The organism is Spirillospora albida, from assembly GCF_000718255.1.
GTDB classification, from domain to species: domain Bacteria; phylum Actinomycetota; class Actinomycetes; order Streptosporangiales; family Streptosporangiaceae; genus Spirillospora; species Spirillospora albida.
Genome location: NZ_JOFJ01000022.1, coordinates 34980 through 52629, shown reverse-complemented (window position 1 = coordinate 52629; position 17650 = coordinate 34980). Strand labels below are relative to the sequence as shown.

The 17650-nt window shown below is 72.0% G+C and carries 14 protein-coding genes and 1 riboswitch; of the genes, 7 read left to right on the top strand and 7 right to left on the bottom strand.

All coding sequences use genetic code 11. The annotated features are described in order from the left end of the window. Window positions 1-171: 171 nt before the first annotated feature. The 3 genes from purF to IE99_RS0124650 form a co-directional block, all read right to left on the bottom strand. Window positions 172-1626: an amidophosphoribosyltransferase gene (purF, locus tag IE99_RS0124660; protein WP_030175564.1), complete on the bottom strand. Its 1455-nt coding sequence runs from the start codon at window positions 1624-1626 to the stop codon at window positions 172-174. 88 nt (window positions 1627-1714) lie between these two features. Then, the gene (locus tag IE99_RS0124655; protein WP_157610478.1) at window positions 1715-2386 is read right to left on the bottom strand and encodes a LamG domain-containing protein; all 672 of its coding nucleotides are present in this window, start codon (window positions 2384-2386) and stop codon (window positions 1715-1717) included. 164 nt (window positions 2387-2550) lie between these two features. Beyond that, window positions 2551-2865 carry a sterol carrier family protein gene (locus IE99_RS0124650; RefSeq protein WP_425423856.1) on the bottom strand — a complete coding sequence of 105 codons (315 nt, stop codon included), beginning with the start codon at window positions 2863-2865 and terminating at the stop codon, window positions 2551-2553. 240 nt (window positions 2866-3105) lie between these two features. Here IE99_RS0124650 and IE99_RS30715 point away from each other — a divergent pair, with 240 nt between their 5' ends. The 3 genes from IE99_RS30715 to IE99_RS0124635 all read left to right on the top strand — a co-directional run bounded on the left by IE99_RS30715 (window position 3106) and on the right by IE99_RS0124635 (window position 7333). Further along, window positions 3106-4716, top strand: coding sequence for a serine/threonine protein kinase (locus IE99_RS30715; protein ID WP_051713180.1), 1611 nt, complete (start codon window positions 3106-3108; stop codon window positions 4714-4716). Between the two features lie 180 nt (window positions 4717-4896). Further along, window positions 4897-6069: a S8 family peptidase gene (locus IE99_RS0124640; RefSeq protein WP_030175552.1), complete on the top strand. Its 1173-nt coding sequence runs from the start codon at window positions 4897-4899 to the stop codon at window positions 6067-6069. 139 nt (window positions 6070-6208) lie between these two features. Continuing rightward, window positions 6209-6367: riboswitch (cyclic di-AMP (ydaO/yuaA leader) on the top strand. Window positions 6368-6370: 3 nt separating this feature from the next. Then, window positions 6371-7333: a coiled-coil domain-containing protein gene (locus tag IE99_RS0124635; protein ID WP_030175549.1), complete on the top strand. Its 963-nt coding sequence runs from the start codon at window positions 6371-6373 to the stop codon at window positions 7331-7333. Between the two features lie 161 nt (window positions 7334-7494). Here the strand turns inward: IE99_RS0124635 and purL are convergent, their stop codons facing one another. The 4 genes from purL to purS form a co-directional block, all read right to left on the bottom strand. Further along, the gene (gene purL, locus IE99_RS0124630) at window positions 7495-9684 is read right to left on the bottom strand and encodes a phosphoribosylformylglycinamidine synthase subunit PurL (protein ID WP_211258915.1); all 2190 of its coding nucleotides are present in this window, start codon (window positions 9682-9684) and stop codon (window positions 7495-7497) included. Window positions 9685-10552: 868 nt separating this feature from the next. Continuing rightward, on the bottom strand, window positions 10553-11233 hold the full coding sequence (purQ, locus tag IE99_RS0124625; protein WP_030175541.1) for a phosphoribosylformylglycinamidine synthase subunit PurQ: 681 nt from the start codon (window positions 11231-11233) through the stop codon (window positions 10553-10555). A 94-nt stretch (window positions 11234-11327) separates the two neighbouring features. Further along, window positions 11328-11723 carry an ATP-binding protein gene (locus tag IE99_RS0124620; RefSeq protein WP_245623330.1) on the bottom strand — a complete coding sequence of 132 codons (396 nt, stop codon included), beginning with the start codon at window positions 11721-11723 and terminating at the stop codon, window positions 11328-11330. A gap of 259 nt (window positions 11724-11982) precedes the next feature. Further along, window positions 11983-12225: a phosphoribosylformylglycinamidine synthase subunit PurS gene (gene purS, locus IE99_RS0124615; RefSeq protein ID WP_030175536.1), complete on the bottom strand. Its 243-nt coding sequence runs from the start codon at window positions 12223-12225 to the stop codon at window positions 11983-11985. Between the two features lie 95 nt (window positions 12226-12320). Here purS and IE99_RS0124610 point away from each other — a divergent pair, with 95 nt between their 5' ends. The 4 genes from IE99_RS0124610 to IE99_RS0124595 all read left to right on the top strand — a co-directional run bounded on the left by IE99_RS0124610 (window position 12321) and on the right by IE99_RS0124595 (window position 17639). Continuing rightward, window positions 12321-13940 (top strand): hypothetical protein, encoded by a 1620-nt coding sequence (locus IE99_RS0124610; RefSeq protein WP_030175534.1) that lies wholly within the window; start codon window positions 12321-12323, stop codon window positions 13938-13940. Between the two features lie 209 nt (window positions 13941-14149). Further along, entirely contained in the window at window positions 14150-15280 is a 1131-nt protein-coding gene (pdhA, locus tag IE99_RS0124605) for a pyruvate dehydrogenase (acetyl-transferring) E1 component subunit alpha (RefSeq protein ID WP_030175532.1), read from the top strand. After that, window positions 15277-16254, top strand: coding sequence for an alpha-ketoacid dehydrogenase subunit beta (locus tag IE99_RS0124600; RefSeq protein ID WP_030175529.1), 978 nt, complete (start codon window positions 15277-15279; stop codon window positions 16252-16254). The genes pdhA and IE99_RS0124600 overlap by 4 nt, the downstream gene beginning before the upstream one ends. Beyond that, window positions 16248-17639: a dihydrolipoamide acetyltransferase family protein gene (locus tag IE99_RS0124595; protein WP_030175527.1), complete on the top strand. Its 1392-nt coding sequence runs from the start codon at window positions 16248-16250 to the stop codon at window positions 17637-17639. The genes IE99_RS0124600 and IE99_RS0124595 overlap by 7 nt, the downstream gene beginning before the upstream one ends. Window positions 17640-17650: the final 11 nt, after the last annotated feature.

The following is a 17650-nucleotide window of genomic DNA, read 5'->3' as shown; positions in this document are numbered from 1 at the left end:
CGCCCACCCCCGGCGCTCGGCCGCCCGACTCCGGCGGCCGGCTCCCCGCTTGAGGCGATCGGCCCCCCGGCTCCGGCGGCCGGCGCCTCGTTCGAGGCGATCGACCGCCCGACCCGGCGCGGGCGCGGTGGCCTGCGGCAAAGGCCCGGTCGGACCCTCCCGAGCGGAGGGTCACGTGGGGGTGACTTCCAGAAGGTGCTTGCCCCGGGCGGCCTCGTCCACCTCGATGGGGTAGACGCCGTCGAAGCAGGCGCGGCAGAGCTTGTCCTTGGCGATGTGCGAGGCGGAGATCAGCTCGTCCAGGGAGATGTAGCCGAGGCTGTCGGCGCCGATCGAGTCGCGGATCTCCTCGACCGACAGGTGCCCGGCGATCAGCTCGGCGCGGGTGGCGAAGTCGATGCCGTAGAAGCAGGGCCACGCCACGGGCGGGCTGGAGATCCGGACATGGACCTCGGCGGCGCCCGCGTCGCGGAGCATCTGGACGATCGCGCGCTGGGTGTTCCCGCGCACGATCGAGTCGTCCACCACCACGAGGCGCTTGCCCTCGATGGCCTCGCGAAGGGGGTTCAGCTTGAGCCGGATGCCGCGCTGGCGGATGGTCTGCGACGGCTGGATGAACGTCCGGCCGACGTAGGTGTTCTTGACCAGGCCCTGCCCGTACGGGATCCCGGACGCCTCGGCGTAGCCGATCGCGGCGGGGGTGCCCGACTCGGGCGTCGGGATGACCATGTCGGCCTCGACCGGGTGCTCGCGCGCGAGCCGCCGGCCGACCTCGACGCGGGTCGCCTGGACGCTGCGTCCGGCGATCGTCGTGTCGGGCCGGGCCAGGTACACGTACTCGAACAGGCAGCCCTTGGGGCGCGCCTCGGCGAACCGCTCGGAGCGGACGCCGTCGCCGTCGATGGCGAGCAGCTCACCCGGCTCGACCTCCCGGACGAACCGGGCGCCGACGATGTCGAGGGCGGCGGTCTCCGAGGCGACGACCCAGCCGCGGTGGTCCTCGAGGGAGCCGAGGACCAGCGGGCGGATGCCCTCCGGGTCGCGGGCGGCGTAGAGGACGTTCTCGTCCATGAAGACCAGCGAGTACGCGCCGCGGGTCGCCGGCAGGATCTCCCGGGCCGCCGCGAGCGGGTCGCCGTGCTCCGCGAGGAGCGCGGTCAGCACCTCGGTGTCGGTGGTCGCGGTCAGCACCGAGGCGTCGAGGCGCGCCGCCAGCTCCGGCGTGTTGATCAGATTGCCGTTGTGGGTGAGCGCCAGCCCGCCCGCGTCGGTCGACCGGAACGTGGGCTGGGCGTTCTCCCACGTCGGCGACCCGGTCGTGGAGTAGCGGCAGTGGCCGACGGCGATGTGGCCGCGCAGCGTGTTCAGCACCGACTCGTCGAAGACCTGGGCGACGAGCCCCATGTCCTTGTAGACGACGATGCGGGACCCGTCACTGACCGCGATTCCGGCCGACTCCTGCCCGCGGTGCTGCAGCGCGTAGAGCGCGAAGTAGGTGAGCTTGCTCACTTCGGCCCGTGGCGCCTGGTCCGAGGGGACCCAGACGCCGAATACGCCGCAGGCGTCCTGCGGGGGGCGGTCGGAGGGATCGAGGTCGTGGCTCAGACGTCCATCGCGAAGAGGCACGCCCGCCAGTGTAGATGCCCCCCTCACCTGCTCCGATCGGCGGATCTCCTGAACCGCCCGTTACCTCCCGTCCCAGGGTGCCCGCCGCTCAGCCCCGAAGCTCACCGAGGGCTGCGATCGCGGGCTTGTCCAGGGGTGTCGCAAAGATCCGGAAGTCGTCCATCAAGCCACTGAAGCCCGGTTTGCCGGGCTCTCCGCCGAGATACAGCGGCCCCGCCGGACTCACCACCGCGTGCTCCAGCGGGACGGCCGCGTCCAATTCACCGTCGACGTAGACGAACATGCCGTCGGTGTCGACGACCAGCGCCACGTGCGCCCATTCGCCGAGTCCCAGCCGCGCCCGGCTGTCGGCGAAGTCCGGCCCCTTCACGGTGAACAACTGGACGCGCAGCCGCATGGCGTCCGGATAGAGCCAGATGCCGAGGCCGCGGGCGTCCTGGTCGGCGACCGGTTTGTAGACGAGCCCCCGCCATTCGCCGGTCGGCCCCTGCGTGACCTGCACGGAGAACGCCAGCGTGAACCCGAAGACCTGGCTGAGGACGAGCTGCGGCGCCGCCGGGACCACGGCGTGCCCCCGCCCGTCGAGGGCCAGCGCCTCCCCCAGGCGGCCCGGGACGATCTCCGCGTTCTCGTCCAGCTCCAGCGCCGGGGCACCACCGCCCGCGGCGGCCACCCGCCGCCCGTCCACCGTGTCGAGGTCGAACGTCCAGTGCGCGACGAGCACGGCCATCACCTCCGCGCCCCGATACGTGATTGCCACCACGCTCGCAGCGCCCGCCCGAACGAACAAGACCCCAATCGAAGGACCACCCCTTCCCGCCCCTCCGGGGGGACGAGGGCCAGCCCGCCTGCGGCCCTGCCACCTGGAGGGGCGGTCCACCCGCCGCCACTTGTGGAAGGGCGAGCAGCTCGGCGGGGGGCCGGTCAGTCCAGGGTGAGGGGGAGGTGGGAGGAGAGGTCGGCGCGGGAGCCGCTGGCGCGGATCCTGCCCGCGGCCAGGGCCTCAGGCCAGGCCAGGGTGCCGGTGGCCAGGGCTATCCAGGTCGGTGCGTCCATCTCCACGACGTTCGGGGGGGTCCCGCGGGTATGGTGCGGGCCGGCGATGCACTGGACGGCGGCGTGCGGCGGGATCCTGACCTCCACCGAGCGGCCGGGGGCCGTGTCGGCCAGGCGGTCCAGCAGGTAGCGCACGGCGGCCCGGACGATGGTGCGGGACGGTTCGGTGTCCGCCGCGAGCACGGTGTCGAGGGCCGCGCGACGGAGTGTCGCGGGATCTTCTGGGCCTGGATGGGGCGGGAGCCCTAGAGTGGCGCGTTGCTCGTTCAAGAGGCCGAGGGAGAGCGGTGTTCGTGGCATCGGGGTCGACGGTACCGCCGTCAATGCGGCCCAGGCCGGGTCGCGGGCGGTAAAAATGGACCCCGGTGCCAGGTGGGACCGGCGGGGGGCGTGATCCCCGCGAGCAACACGGAGGTTCGTCAGATGCCCGAGGCGCTGCCTCTGCAGTCCGGTGACCCGCGGCGGCTCGGTTCGTACGAGCTCACCGCGCGGCTGGGCGTGGGCGACCAGGGTGCCGTGTTCCTCGGCCGGGCCGGGGTGGCGGTCAAGCTCCTGCACCTTCGGCTGAGCGGTGAGCCGGTGGCGCGGGAGCGGTTCACGAACGCGTTCGCGGCGGCGCGGCGGGTTTCGGGGTTCGGCACGGCCGCGATCCTGGACGCGGACGTCGACGGTGACCGCGCATACGTGGTGAGCGAGTTCGTGGACGGCCCGTCCCTGCAAAGGCTGGTGGACGAGGAGGGCGCGCGCGGCCCCGCGGTGGTGGAACGGCTGGCCGTGGGCGTGGCGGTCGCGATGGCGGCGGCGCATCGGGCGGGTGCGGCGCATCTGGACCTGAAGCCGGGCAATGTGCTCCTCGGGCAGGACGGCCCGAGGGTGAGCGACCTCGGCATCGCGGGCGCGCTGGAGGCCGTGAACGCGGTGCCGCTGGGCGCGATCCCCCGCAATCCGGCGTACAAGGCCCCCGAGCAGCTCAGCGGGAAGGGCATCGGCCCGGCCGCCGACGTCTTCGCCTGGGCGTCGGTCATGCTCTTCGCCACGTACGGACGGCCCGCGTTCCAGGGCGGTTCCGCGTCCGAGGTCATGCAGCGGATCGTCTACGACGAGCCCGACCTGTCCGCGGTGCCCGACGGGCTGCGCGAGGTGATCGCGGCGGCGCTGGCGAAGGACCCGGCGGAGCGTCCGACCTCGGAGGCCGTGCTCGGGCGGCTGCTGGACGCGCGGAGCCCCCTCGCCGCCCGCATACCGGCGTCGCTGCTGGAGGAGGGGCGCGCGCTCCTCGGAGGTGCCGCCGTCCCGCCGCCGCGGCGCGCGGAGCCGAAGGCCGGGGCGAGGCGGTCCAGGAGGGCGGAGCCGGCGGCGGCGGACATCGATCCGGCGTCGTTCGAGGCGACGACGGCGTTCGGTGCCCTCGGCGCGGACGCCACGTCGATCGACCTGGTCGCCGTGCCGGCGGAGCCGGGCGAGGCCACGGCCCTGTTCACTCCGTCTCCGGAGTTCGACGTCCCGCCGTCGGGATTCGGCGAACGCGGGTCCACGGCGGCGCTGAAGGTGCCCGGCATCAAGCGCCCGGGGGGCCATGTGCTGGGGGTCGCGCTGTCGCTCAGCATCGGCGTCGGGGTCGGTATCGCGATCATCGCGCTGGTGCTGTGGCCGCAGCTCAGGCGGGAGGACGCTCCGCCCGCCGACCAGACGAACGCCGCCGACAACCGTCCGGTGACGACGATCCCGGCGTCGTTCGCCGGACGGTGGACGGGACGCGCCGTCAACAACGCGCGGAACACCTCGTTCCCCATCGAGGTGACGTTCGAGGCGGGCGGCACGACGGCGCGCGCGGTGTACCCGCGGGAGAAGTGCGACGGGCTGCTCACGCTGACCAAGGGCACGGGCAGCAGGCTGGACATGGCGCTGACCGTCGACAAGCCCTGCACCAGCGGGAACGTGCAGATCACCCGGAAGTCCGACGGGACGCTCGAGTACGCGTGGTCGCGGTCCGGCACGAGCCTGCGGTACGCCGGGCGCCTCAGCCGCGGCTGATTCCCCGCACTACCACGGTCGACCTCGGCACCTCCGCGTTGACCGGCTTGGGGCTTTTAGCGGGCTTTATCTGGACATTTCCGCTAGGGTGCCGTCGGTCGAATCGATCGATCTTCCTTGCGGGCAGCAGAACGCGGGCGGCCCTCCGCGCGCGCTGGCCCCCCGACAGAAGGAGACGACTTGCGGGTTGTCCACCGGAGGATGCTGCTGGCCGGCGGGATGGCGGTCGCCGTGGGCGGCGCCGTCGCGCTCCCGACCTTCGCCGCCGATAACTCCCCCTCCCTCGTCCAGGTGACCTCCGCCACCGACGGCACGCCCGTCCCCGGCCGGTACATCGTCACGCTGAAGAGCGGCGCGTCCACCGCGACCACCGCCCAGAGCCTCAAGGCCGCCGACGTCAAGCGGTTCGACGGCGTCCTCAACGGGTTCGCCGCCAAGCTGACCGGCGACCAGCTCCAGAAGCTCCGCCGCGACAAGCGCGTCGCCGCCATCGAGCAGGACCAGATCGTCCGCGCGTCGACCACGCAGAAGGCCCCGCTGCCGTGGGGCCTCGACCGCATCGACCAGCGCGGCCAGAAGCTCTCCAAGAGCTACACCTACACCGCGACCGGCAAGGGCGTGACCGCCTACGTCATCGACTCCGGCATCCAGGCGGGCCACCCCGAGTTCGGCGGGCGCGCCGCCGTCGCGTGGTACGCGTCCCGGTACGCCAACGGGTCGGACTGCAACGGGCACGGGACGCACGTCGCCGGCATCATCGGCTCCAAGTCGTACGGCGCCGCCAAGGGCGTCAAGATCCGGGCGCTGAAGGCGCTCGACTGTGACGGCAGCGGCTACCTGTCCGACATCGTCGCGGCCGCGAACTGGGTGCGGGCGAACGCCGCCAAGCCGGCCGTCGCGAACCTGTCGCTCGGCGGCTCCAAGTCCGCGTCGCTGAACACCGCCGTCACGAACCTGTCCAAGTCGGGCGTGTTCGTGACCGTCGCCGCCGGCAACGACAACATCGACGCCTGCAAGACGTCCCCGGCGAGCGCCGGCTGGGTCATGGCGGTCGGCGCGACCACCGTCTACGACAACCGGGCGGCCTTCTCCAACTGGGGCAAGTGCGTCGACATCAGCGCACCGGGCTACGGCATCTGGTCGACCTGGCCGGGCAGCACCAAGAACAAGATCAGCGGGACGTCGATGGCGGCCCCGTACGTGACCGGTGTCGCGGCGCTGATCCTCCAGAAGTACCCGAAGGCGACGTTCCCGTCCGTGCAGAAGTGGCTGAACGACAACTCCACCAAGAACGCCCTGAAGAAGCTCCGGGGCGGCACGGCCAACCGCATGGTCTACAAGGCCAAGCTCTGACGCTCATCCCGTAGGATGGCCCGGCTCCCGCCAGGGGGCCGGGCCTCTCGGGTTGTATTCCGTGGCACGCGCCACAGGCGTTAACCTTGGCGCGGCAATGAACGTTTCTTTACAGTGCTTTGACGGTTCGTCCGCGCTCGCGACGGACCGGCCGAGTCTCGTGGCGCAAGCCCGAGAGCCGGGGACCCAACACCGTGGACGGCGCACCGTCCCGGAGGGGTGAACTCGCACACCGCGATAGGGCGTACTCCAGCCCGAACCCGTCAGCTAACCCGGCAGGCCTTCGAGGAGAGGAGAAGACGTGGAGATTCCCGCCTCCACCCTTCGGCGCGGCGGACGACGCGCCGCCGTGGCTCTCGTGGCCATCGCCACCGGGCTTTCGGTACCGGGCGTCATCGCCCCGTCCGCCGCGGCCGTCCCCACGGCGCCCGCGCTGCCGGCCGACCCGGGCGACAGCACCAAGTACGACCAGCTCAGCAAGCAGATCGCGAAACTGGACAAGGCCTACGGCGGTGACCTCGCCAAGCTGCGGGACGCCCAGTACGCCGCGAAGAAGGCCCTCGACAAGGCCAAGGTCCTGCAGAGCGACCTCATCAAGGCCCGCGACCTCGTCGCGCAGCTCGCCGCGAACCAGTACATGATGAACGGCGAGGACCCGTCCGTCAGCGTCCTGTCCAGCGACAACCCGTCCGACGTGCTGAACAGCGCCGGCCTGATCAGCCACCTCGCACGGAACAAGGCCGCCCGCGTCGACCAGATCCAGAAACTCATCGACGAGCAGGAGCAGGCCCGCAAGGAGGCGCAGAAGAAGGTCGACGAACTCCGCAAGGAGATCAAGGACCTCCTCGCCAAGAAGGCCGAGATCCGCACCCTCGTCAAGAAGTACAAGCCGGAGTCCCCCAGCGCCGGCATGGGCGGCGTCACGCCCCGCATGCTCAAGGTGAAGAACACCCTGGACGTCGAGTTCGGCCCCTTCCCCCTGATCGGCTGCGTCCGCTACACCGGCGACCCCCAGGACCACGGCACCGGCCACGCCTGCGACTTCATGGTGACGACGGGCGGCGCGATGGCCACCGGCAGCGCCCAGCGCCTCGGCGACCAGGCCGCCCAGTACGCCATCACCCACGCGAGCCGCCTCGGTGTGAAGTACGTCATCTGGCGCCAGCGCATCTACGACATGCGCAGCCCCGGCTGGCGCTTCATGGAGAACCGCGGCGGCGCCACCGCGAACCACTACGACCACGTCCACATCTCGGTCTTCTAGCCGTGTTCTCGTGGGTGCGGCCCCGGGGGGTCGCTTAGCGGTTCGGGCGCGCTGGCCCGTGCCCCTTGCGAGCGCGGCGGTTCGCAGGCTGAGGCCCTCGCTCAGGTCGGGTCCACAGACGCAGAGGCCGCCCCGGGGACGGGGCGGCCTCTTTCGTGGGGTTAGTCGGCGTAGCTGGGGAGCATCCGCTCGTGGGCTTCGCGGAGTTCGGCCAGCGGGATGTTGAAGATCTCTCGCTGGTCGGTACCCGACACCTGGAGGGAGTCGCCGCCCGTGATGCCCAGCTGAGTGACGGGGACGCCCGCCTGCTCGCAGAGGGCCGCCAGGCGGGCCTCCGCGCCGGGGCGGACGGCCACCATCGCGCGCGCCACCGACTCGCTGAACAGGGTGACGAACGGGTCGCCCGGCAGGGTGATGCGGGCGCCCAGGCCGCCGCGGAGGCACGCCTCGACGAGGGTCTGGGACAGGCCGCCGTCCGACAGGTCGTGCGCGGCGGTGATCAGGCCGTCGCGGGCGGCCGTGACGAGGACGCTCGCCAGGGCGCGTTCGGCGGCCAGGTCGACCAGCGGGGGCAGGCCGCCCAGGTGGCCGTAGACGACGTGCGCCCATTCGGAGCCGCCGAACTCCTCGCGGGTCTCGCCGAGCAGCGCGATCGTGGCGCCGTCGGAGGTGAGGGCCATGTTCACGCGGCGGCGGACGTCGTCGTGGACGCCGAGGACGCCGATCACCGGGGTCGGGTTGATCGGGGTCGTGCCGGTCTGGTTGTAGAAGCTGACGTTGCCGCCGGTGACGGGGACGCCGAGGTACTGGCAGGCGTCCGCGAGGCCCTCGACCGCGCGCGCGAACTGCCACATGACGCCCGGGTCCTCCGGGGAGCCGAAGTTGAGGCAGTTGGTGACGGCGAGGGGGCGGGCGCCCGTCGCGGCGACGTTGCGGTACGCCTCGGACAGCGCGAGCTGCGCACCCGCGTACGGGTCGAGGCGGGTGTAGCGGCCGTTGCCGTCCAGGGAGATCGCGACGCCGAGGCCCGACTCGTCGTCGATCCGGACGACGCCGGAGTTCTCCGGCATCGCCATGACCGTGTTGCCGAGGACGTACCGGTCGTACTGGGACGTCACCCACGTCTTGCTGGCGAGGTTGGGAGAGCTGGCGAGCCACAGGACGGTGCGGCGCAGCTCCTCGCCGGTGGACGGGCGGGTGAGGCGGCCCGGCGTGTCGGACTGGAGGGTGCCGAGGTCGTGGGGCGGCGCGAGGGGGCGCTCGTACACGGGGCCCTCGTCGGCGGCGGTGCCGGGCGGGATGTCGACGATCGTGTCGCCGCGCCAGGTCATGACGAGGCGTCCGGTGTCGGTGACGGCGCCGATCACGGTCGCGGGGATCTCCCAGCGGCCGCAGATCTCCATGAAGCGGTCGACCTTGTCGGGCGCGACGACCGCCATCATGCGCTCCTGCGACTCGCTCATGAGGATCTCCTCGGGGCGGAGCGTCGCGTCGCGGAGCGGGACGAGGTCGAGCTCGACGTGCATGCCGCCGGTGCCGGCGGCGGCAAGCTCGGTGGTCGCGCAGGACACGCCGGCGGCGCCGAGGTCCTGGATGCCGACGACGAGGTCCTCGCGGAACAGCTCCAGGCAGCACTCGATCAGGAGCTTCTCCATGAACGGGTCGCCGACCTGGACCGAGGGCCGCTTCTGCTGCGACTCCTCGTCAAAGGTCGCGGACGCCAGGACGGACGCGCCGCCGATGCCGTCCGGGCCCGTCAGGGCGCCGAAGAGGATGACCCGGTTGCCGGGACCGGGGGCGACGGCGCGCTTGATGTCCTCGTGCTTCAGCACGCCCACGCAGAGGGCGTTGACGAGGGGGTTCTGCGCGTAGCAGGCGTCGAAGACCGTCTCGCCGCCGATGTTCGGGATGCCGAGCGAGTTGCCGTAGCCGCCGATGCCTGCGACGACGCCGGGCAGGACGCGGTGCGTGTCCGGCGCGTCGGCGGGGCCGAAGCGCAGGGAGTCCATCACGGCGACCGGACGGGCGCCCATCGACATGATGTCGCGGACGATGCCGCCGACGCCCGTGGCCGCGCCCTGGTGGGGCTCCACGTAGGACGGGTGGTTGTGCGACTCGACCTTGAAGGTGACCGCCCAGCCGTGGCCGACGTCCACGACGCCGGCGTTCTCACCCATGCCGACGAGCAGCGCGTCCGTCTGCGGGGCCTTGTCGCCGAACTGGCGGAGGTGCACCTTGGAGCTCTTGTAGGAGCAGTGCTCGCTCCACATGACGGAGTAGATCGCCAGCTCGGCGGAGGTGGGGCGGCGGCCGAGGATGGACCGGACGCGCCGGTACTCCTCGTCGTTCATGCCCAGCTCGACGTAGGGCTGCGGGCGGTCGGGGGTCGCGGCGGCGATCGCCACCGTGTCCGTGCCGAGTTCGAACGCCGGGGCCTCGAGCTCGGGGGCGGACTCGACCGCCGGCTGCGGGCCGGTGCCGCCGATCGCGGGCTGCGGGCCCGTGCCGGAGCCGATGGCGGGCAGCGGGCCGGTGCCGTACAGGGGCGGCTGGTTCGGGGCGGGCAGCGCGGGCTGCGGGCCGCTGTCACCGGACGGGAAGGGGCCGGAGCCGGCGCGCGTGAACTGACCGGTGCCCGGGTCGCCGGAGGGGACGACCGGCAGCGCGCCCGTGTCGAGGCCCGGCAGGGGCCGCTGGCCGGTGCCCACGGCGGGCTGGGGGCCCGTGCCGAACGGCGCCTGCGGGTCGGTGCCGTAGGCGGGCTGCGGGCCGCTGCCGAAGCCGGGTTCATAGGTCGGCTGCGGGCCCGTGCCGCGGACGGGCTGGGGGCCCGTCGTGCGCTCCTCCGCCAGGGCCCGGGTGAACTCCTGGGGCGGAGGGCCGGACAGCGCCTCCGGGGGCGTCGACAGCGCTTCGGGGACCGGGGGGAGGACTTCGGGCTCGGCGGCGGGCGGCGGGCCCTGGACGGGGCCGGGGGCCGGGGCGGGCGCGGGCGGGATGCCCGGCGGCTGCTCCTCCTCGAGGATCGCCTCGAACGCCTGGGTGACCGCCGGGTCGACCGGCTGGAGCTCGGGGTCGTCCGCGTCGGACTTCAGGGCGCCGAGCCACTCCATGGAGGGCTCGTCCGAGGTGTCCCGCCCGGAGGATTCGGGCCGTTGCTCGCTCATGCTCGTGTTTCCGTTCGCGTCCGTGGCGCTGTCGCGCGCCCCTCGCGGCCACTCATGCGTTGACCAGTCTCTTGACGATCGAGGTGAAGAAGCCGAGCCCGTCCGTGGACGGACCGGTCAGCGATTCCACGGCGTGTTCGGGGTGGGGCATGAGCCCGACCACGTTGCCGGCCTCGTTGCAGATCCCGGCGATGTCGTCCTGGGACCCGTTGGGGTTGAGGTCGAGGTAGCGCGCGACGATGCGGCCGGAGTCGGCCAGCTCGCGGAGCGTCTCGCGGTCGGCGACGTAGCGTCCGTCGCGGTTCTTGATCGGGACGACGATCTCCTGGCCCGCGCGGTACTCCGTCGTCCAGGCCGTGTCGGCGTTCTCGATGCTGAGGCGCTGGTCGCGGCAGACGAAGTGGAGCCCGGCGTTGGGCAGCAGGGCGCCCGGCAGCAGGTGCGACTCGCACAGGACCTGGAACCCGTTGCAGATGCCGAGGACGGGGAGCCCCGCCTTCGCGGCCGACACCAGCTCCGTCATGAGGGGCGCGAACCGCGCGATGGCCCCCGCGCGGAGATAGTCGCCGTAGGAGAACCCTCCCGGCAGGACGACCGCGTCCACCCCCTGGAGGTCGTGGTCGGCGTGCCACAGCATGACCGGCTCGGCGCCGGCCAGCCGGACGGCGCGTGCGGCGTCCCTGTCGTCAAGGGAACCAGGGAAGGTGATGACCCCAACCCGGGCAGCGTCCATCAGTTCTGTTCCTCCGAAACGAGGTGCGGCCGGGACGGTCGGGTGTGGTCCCCCGTTCACCTGCGCGTCGCAATCCCCCCGCGCGGCTACCAATCTACCCGGCGCTGTGGACGAGCCGGTGATCGAGGCGTCCCCCGAGGGCGCCGTCCCGCCAGGTGAGGCGTTTCCGCAGGCGGACGATCGTGCCCCGGTCGGGCGCGGTGTCGATGCTCAGGTCGTCCATCAGCGCCTGCATGATCTTAAGGCCGCGCCCGGATTCGGCCAAGATCCCCCGGTCCGCCGGGGCGGGGCGCGGGCCGCGGCCGCCGTCGCGGACGGTGAGGACGCAGACGCCGGCGTCGATGGAGCCGGTGACCTCGAAGCCGCCGGAGGCGCGCGCGTGCAGGATCGCGTTGGTGCACGCCTCGGACGTGGCGACGAGGATGTCGGCGACGCAGTCCTCGCAGACGCCGAGGCCCCGCAGCGCGCCCCCCAGCACTTTGCGGATCACCGGAATGCTCGGTGCCTCACGCGGTAGCGCGAGCGAGAACCTCATATCCACCCCGGACACCCTCTGTCATGTCCCGGGAGGTTCCCCCGCCCCGGGAGCGTCTCGACGACTCGACGCAGCTAACAGTTCCCCGGGGGAATCTTCCGTAATCGCTAGACTGTCGGGTCTTTCCGTCGAATCACCGGCGTCCCGGCAAAATGTGCGGAGGTTTTGGAACGAAACAAGACGAACATCATTCCGTGCCATTACCCGCCGGACGTTAGAGAACGCGGACCTCGAAGTTCTCGATGACGGGGTTCGCCAGCAGCGCCTCCGCGATCTTGTGGACCCGCTCCAGGGCCGCGTCGTCCGCGGGCCCCTCCAGTTCCACCTCGAACCGCTTGCCCTGCCGGACGGCGACGACGCCCTCGTACCCCATCTGCGGCAGTTTCCGGGCGATCGCCTGGCCCTGCGGGTCGAGGATCTCCGGCTTGAGCATGACGTCCACGACGACGCGCGCCACGACCGCCCCCTCACTGATCTGCATTTTTCCTGACGATGGAGAAGCGTACGGCACCATTACGGGGCAGAGCCCACCCGCACCCACGGAGCCGCCCGATGAACATCGACGACCTGACCCCAGCGGAACGCCGGCTGTGGACGGCGTTCCCGAGCGGTGAGTCCGTGGACCTGTCGTCCGGCGACGCCGCCCTCGACGACCCGGCCTACGCCGACCGCTGGGGCCGGGAGCGCGTCATCCGGGCGGAGGTGCTCGTCGCGCTGCTCGTCGGGGCGGTGGAGCGGGTTCCGGGGCAGGTCGCGGCGGTCCGCCTGACGGGCGCGCGGGTGACCGGCTCGCTGAACCTCGGGCACGCCGAGGTGACGGTGCCGCTGGCGCTCACCGGATGCGTGTTCGACGAGGCGCCGCACCTGTACTGGGCGACCATGAACAGCGTCCATCTGATGCGCTGCCGCCTGCCGGGGCTGGTCGCGTCAGGCACCCGGGTCGACGGCCACCTGTGGCTGGAGGGCAGCTACATCTCCGGCGGGCTCTGGCTGGACGGGGCACACATCACCGGCATCCTGAACATGTCGGGCGTCCAGCTGGCCAATCCCGGCGGTGACGCCCTGCTCGCCGACCGGCTCAGCGTCGACGCGAACGTCTACTGCGACCAGGGTTTCGCGGCGAACGGCGAGGTCCGGCTGCCCGGCGCGCACGTCGGCGGCCAGCTGATCTTCCGGCAGGCGCGGCTGCACAACCCGTCCGGTGTCGCCCTCTACGCGAGCCGCCTGGACGTCGCGGCGAACGTGTTCTGCGACGGCGGTTTCACCGCCGAGGGCGAGGTCCGGCTGCGCGGCGCCCGCGTCGGCGGCTACCTGTCGTTCGTCGGCGCCCGCCTCACGCACCCCGGCGGGACCGCGCTGAACGCCGATGACCTCGCCGTCGAGACCGACGTCTACTGCTCGGACGGCTTCACCGTGGCCGGCGCCGTCAGCTTCGCGGGCGCCCGCGTCACCGGGCAGCTCAGCCTGCGCGGCGCCATCCTGAACCACGAGGAGGGCACCGCCCTGAGCCTGCAGCGGCTCCAGGCGGAGGAGGTCCTGCTGCGGCCCGCTGAGGCGATCAAGGGCGTCGCCGACCTGTCGTTCGCCCGCATCAACCTCCTGCGGGACGCCAAGGACACGTGGGCGAGCCGCCTCCAGCTGGACGGCCTGCAGTACGAGACCCTCGATCCGCCCCTCACCGGACGCGAGCGCCTCGCCTGGATCCGGCGCGACACCGACGGCTACGCCCCGCAGCCCTACGAGCGCCTCGCGCAGACGTACCGCGCCCTCGGACTGGACGCCGATGGGCGCTCGGTCCTCCTCGCGAAGGCCCGCGACCGGCGCCGCACCCAGGGCGTGCCGCTGCGCGTCTTCGGCTACCTGCAGGACGCCCTCGTCGGCTACGGCTACCGCCCGTTCCGCGCCGCGAGCTGGCTGATCGGGCTGCTGGCATTCGGGACGATCGTGTTCTCGCTCCACAAGCCGTCCGTCCTCGACGACGGACATCATCCACATTTCAACCCTTTCTTCTACACGCTCGATCTCCTCCTGCCGATCGGATATCTCGGCCAGGAAATGGAATTCGCGCCCAAAGGCGTCTACCAGTGGATCGCGAACTTCATCGTCGTGAGCGGCATCCTCCTCGGCCTGACGGTCGCCGCCGGAGCCACCCGGGCACTGTCCCGCGAGTAGCGGAGGGCGACCGGGGGCTCACGGCCGGTTCCGGGTGGACGGCGCGGGTGGCGGGTAGGGACCCGTGCAAGTAGGGCTTGCGAAGATGGGTGTGATGTCTGCCACCATGGGTGTCAGCGGCTTTTGTCCCTTACCGGGGTGAAGAGGCCACTGATACCGGCCGGCGTGCGGCGATCCCGCGTTCCGGCCCCGACCGAGGAGTGTCATCGATGACGATCGACTCCGTCCGCGGCGCGCCGGGCGACCCTGGGCCCGCCGAGCCGGAACTCGTCCAGCTGCTCACCCCCGAGGGGCAGCGGGTCGAGCACCCCGACTACCCCCTCGAGCTCGGCGCCGACGAGGTCCGCGCGCTGTACCGCGACCTGGTGACCGTCCGGCGCATCGATCTGGAGGCCGTCGCGCTCACCCGGCAGGGCGAGCTCGGCATCTGGGCGTCGCTGCTCGGGCAGGAGGCGGCGCAGATCGGGTCCGGGCGCGCGCTCGGCGAGCACGACATGGTGTTCCCGACGTACCGGGAGCACGGAGTGGCCTGGTGCCGGGACGTCGACCCCCTGAACCTGCTGGGGCTGTTCCGCGGCGTCAACCACGGCGGCTGGGACCCCGCCAAGTACGGGTTCCACCTCTACACGATCGTGATCGGCAGCCAGACGCTCCACGCCACCGGGTACGCGATGGGCATCCAGCGGGACGGGGTGCTGGGCACGCCCTCGGCGGGCGCCACGATCGCCTACTTCGGGGACGGCGCCACCTCGCAGGGCGACGTGAACGAGTCGTTCGTGTTCGCGTCCGTCTTCAACGCGCCGATCGTGTTCTTCTGCCAGAACAACCAGTGGGCCATCTCCGAGCCCCTGGAGAAGCAGACGCGCATCCCGCTGTACCGGCGCGCGCAGGGGTACGGGTTCCCGGGCGTCCGGGTGGACGGCAACGACGTCTTCGCCTGCCTCGCCGTAACCCGCAAGGCCCTCGAGGCCGCCCGCACGGGGCAGGGCCCCACGTTCATCGAGGCGTACACCTACCGGATGGGCGCCCACACCACCACGGACGACCCCACGCGCTACCGGCTCAAGGCCGAGGAGGAGGCGTGGAAGCTCAAGGACCCCATCGAGCGGGTGAAGGCATACCTCGTCCGGGGCGACCTCGCCGACTCGGCCTTCTTCGAGGAGGTCGAGGCGGACGCCAAGGCCATGGCCAGGGAGCTGCGGGCGGCGTGCCTCGCGCTGCCCGACCCGGAGCCGCTGTCCATTTTCGAGAACGTGTACGCGGAGCCGCATCCGCTGATGACGGAGGAGCAGGAGCAGTTCGCCGCCTACCTGGCGTCCTTCGAGGAGGCTTCCCGATGACGACCCTGACGCTCGGCAAGGCGCTGAACGAGGGCCTGCGCAAGGCCATGGACGACGACCCGAAGGTCCTCATCATGGGTGAGGACGTCGGGAAGCTCGGCGGCGTGTTCCGCATCACGGACGGCCTGCAGAAGGACTTCGGCGAGGAGCGCGTCATCGACACGCCGCTCGCGGAGTCCGGCATCGTCGGCACCGCGATCGGGCTGGCGCTCCGCGGCTACCGGCCCGTCGTCGAGATCCAGTTCGACGGGTTCGTGTTCCCCGCCGTCGACCAGATCATCACCCAGCTCGCGAAGATGCGGATGCGGTCGCTCGGCAAGGTCGAGCTGCCGGTCGTCGTCCGGATCCCGTGCGGCGGCGGCATCGGCGCGGTCGAGCACCACTCGGAGTCGCCGGAGGTGTACTTCACGCACACCGCGGGCCTGCGGGTCGTGGCGTGCTCGAACCCGGCCGACGCGTACTCGATGATCCAGCAGTCGATCGCCTCGCCCGACCCGGTCGTGTTCTTCGAGCCGAAGCGCCGGTACTGGGACAAGGCCGACGTGGACACCGAGACCGCGGACTGGACGCCGCTGCACGCGGCGAGGGTCGTCCGGCCCGGCGACGACGTCACCGTCCTGTCCTACGGGCCGGCGGTGAAGACGTGCCTGGAGGCGGCCGTCGCGGCGGGCGAGGAGGGCCGGTCGGTCGAGGTCATCGACCTGCGCTCGCTCAACCCCCTCGACATCGAGACGGTCACGGCGTCGGTCCACCGGACGGGGCGCTGCGTCGTCGTCCACGAGGCGGCCGTGTTCAGCGGCTACGGCGCCGAGCTGGCCGCCCGCATCACCGAGCGGTGCTTCTACCGGCTGGAGGCGCCGGTGCTGCGCGTCGGCGGCTTCTCCACGCCCTACCCGCCGTCCCGCATCGAGGACCACTACCTGCCCGACCTCGACCGCATCCTGGACGCGGTCGACCGGACCTTCGGATGGTGACGGCGGTGAAGCAGTTCAAGCTCCCGGACGTGGGCGAGGGCCTCACCGAGGCCGAGATCGTGAAGTGGCACGTCCAGCCGGGCGACACCGTCGAGGTCAACCAGACGATCGTGGAGATCGAGACCGCGAAGGCGATCGTCGAGCTGCCGTGCCCGTTCGAGGGCGTCGTCGCCGAGCTGCTGGTCGAGGAGGGGCGGACGGTGGACGTCGGGGTCCCGATCATCTCGGTCGACACCGGCGAGGGCGAACCGGCCGAGTCGCAGCCGGCGCAGCCCGCCGCGCTCAAGCAGGACATGATCCCGACCATCGACGAGCCGGGCATGACGGCGCCGGAGCCGAAGCGCCAGCCCGTCCTGGTCGGTTACGGGGTCAAGGAGGGCGCGACCAAGAGGCGGCCCAGGAAGGGCGCGAACGGCGCCGAGGCGCCCGCTCCCGCCCCGGCGGCACCTGTGTCCGCCCCCGCCCCGGCTCCCTCCGCTCCGGCGCCCACGGCCCCGCGCAACGCGCTGCCGCTGGCCAAGCCCCCCGTCCGCAAGATGGCCAAGGACCTCGGCGTCGACCTCGCGACGATCACCGGGACCGGCCCGCAGGGCTCCATCACGCGGGACGACATCCTGGCCGCGCGGTCGGGGCCGGCGCAGGCGCCCCGGGTCGCCCCCCAGGCGGCACCGGCGGGCCGGGAGGAGCGCATCCTCGTCAAGGGCGTCCGCAAGGCGACCGCGGCGGCGATGACCGGCTCGGCGTTCTCCGCGCCGCACGTCACCGAGTTCCTCCAGGTCGACGTGACCCGCACGATGGAGACCGTCAAGCGCCTCCGGGAGCTGCCGGAGTTCGCGGACGTGAAGGTCTCCCCGCTGCTGCTGGTGGCGCGGGCACTGCTCACGGCCGTGGCCCGTCACCCCATGGCGAACGCGGCCTGGGCGGATCTGCCGGACGGCTCCGCCGAGATCGTCGTCAAGCGGTACGTGAACCTCGGGATCGCGGCGGCGACCGAGCGCGGCCTGCTCGTCCCGAAGATCAAGGACGCGCAGGACCTCTCGCTGCCCGGCCTGGCCCGCGCGCTCACCGAGCTGGCGGAGAAGGCGCGGGCGGGCAGGGCGTCGCCCGCCGACCTGTCGGACGGCACGATCACGATCACGAACGTGGGCGTGTTCGGCGTGGACACCGGCACCCCGATCATCACGCCCGGGGAGGCCGCGATCCTGGCGTTCGGCCAGATCCGCGACATGCCGTGGGTCCACGAGGGCGAGCTGGCGATCCGCAAGGTCACCACGCTGGCCCTGTCGTTCGACCACCGCATCATCGACGGCGAGCTCGGCTCCAAGGTCCTCAAGGACGTCGGAGCCATGCTGGAGGACCCCATCCGCATGCTCGCCTGGGGATAGGCGCGCCTTAA

Coding starts and splice junctions, on each gene's coding strand:
- IE99_RS0124600 (WP_030175529.1), top strand. CDS start 15,277: ATGACGACCCTGACGCTCGGCAAGGCGCTGAACGAGGGCCTGCGCAAG.
- IE99_RS0124610 (WP_030175534.1), top strand. CDS start 12,321: ATGAACATCGACGACCTGACCCCAGCGGAACGCCGGCTGTGGACGGCG.
- purQ (WP_030175541.1), bottom strand. CDS start 11,233: ATGGACGCTGCCCGGGTTGGGGTCATCACCTTCCCTGGTTCCCTTGAC.
- IE99_RS30715 (WP_051713180.1), top strand. CDS start 3,106: ATGCCCGAGGCGCTGCCTCTGCAGTCCGGTGACCCGCGGCGGCTCGGT.
- purL (WP_211258915.1), bottom strand. CDS start 9,684: ATGAACGACGAGGAGTACCGGCGCGTCCGGTCCATCCTCGGCCGCCGC.
- IE99_RS0124595 (WP_030175527.1), top strand. CDS start 16,248: ATGGTGACGGCGGTGAAGCAGTTCAAGCTCCCGGACGTGGGCGAGGGC.
- pdhA (WP_030175532.1), top strand. CDS start 14,150: ATGACGATCGACTCCGTCCGCGGCGCGCCGGGCGACCCTGGGCCCGCC.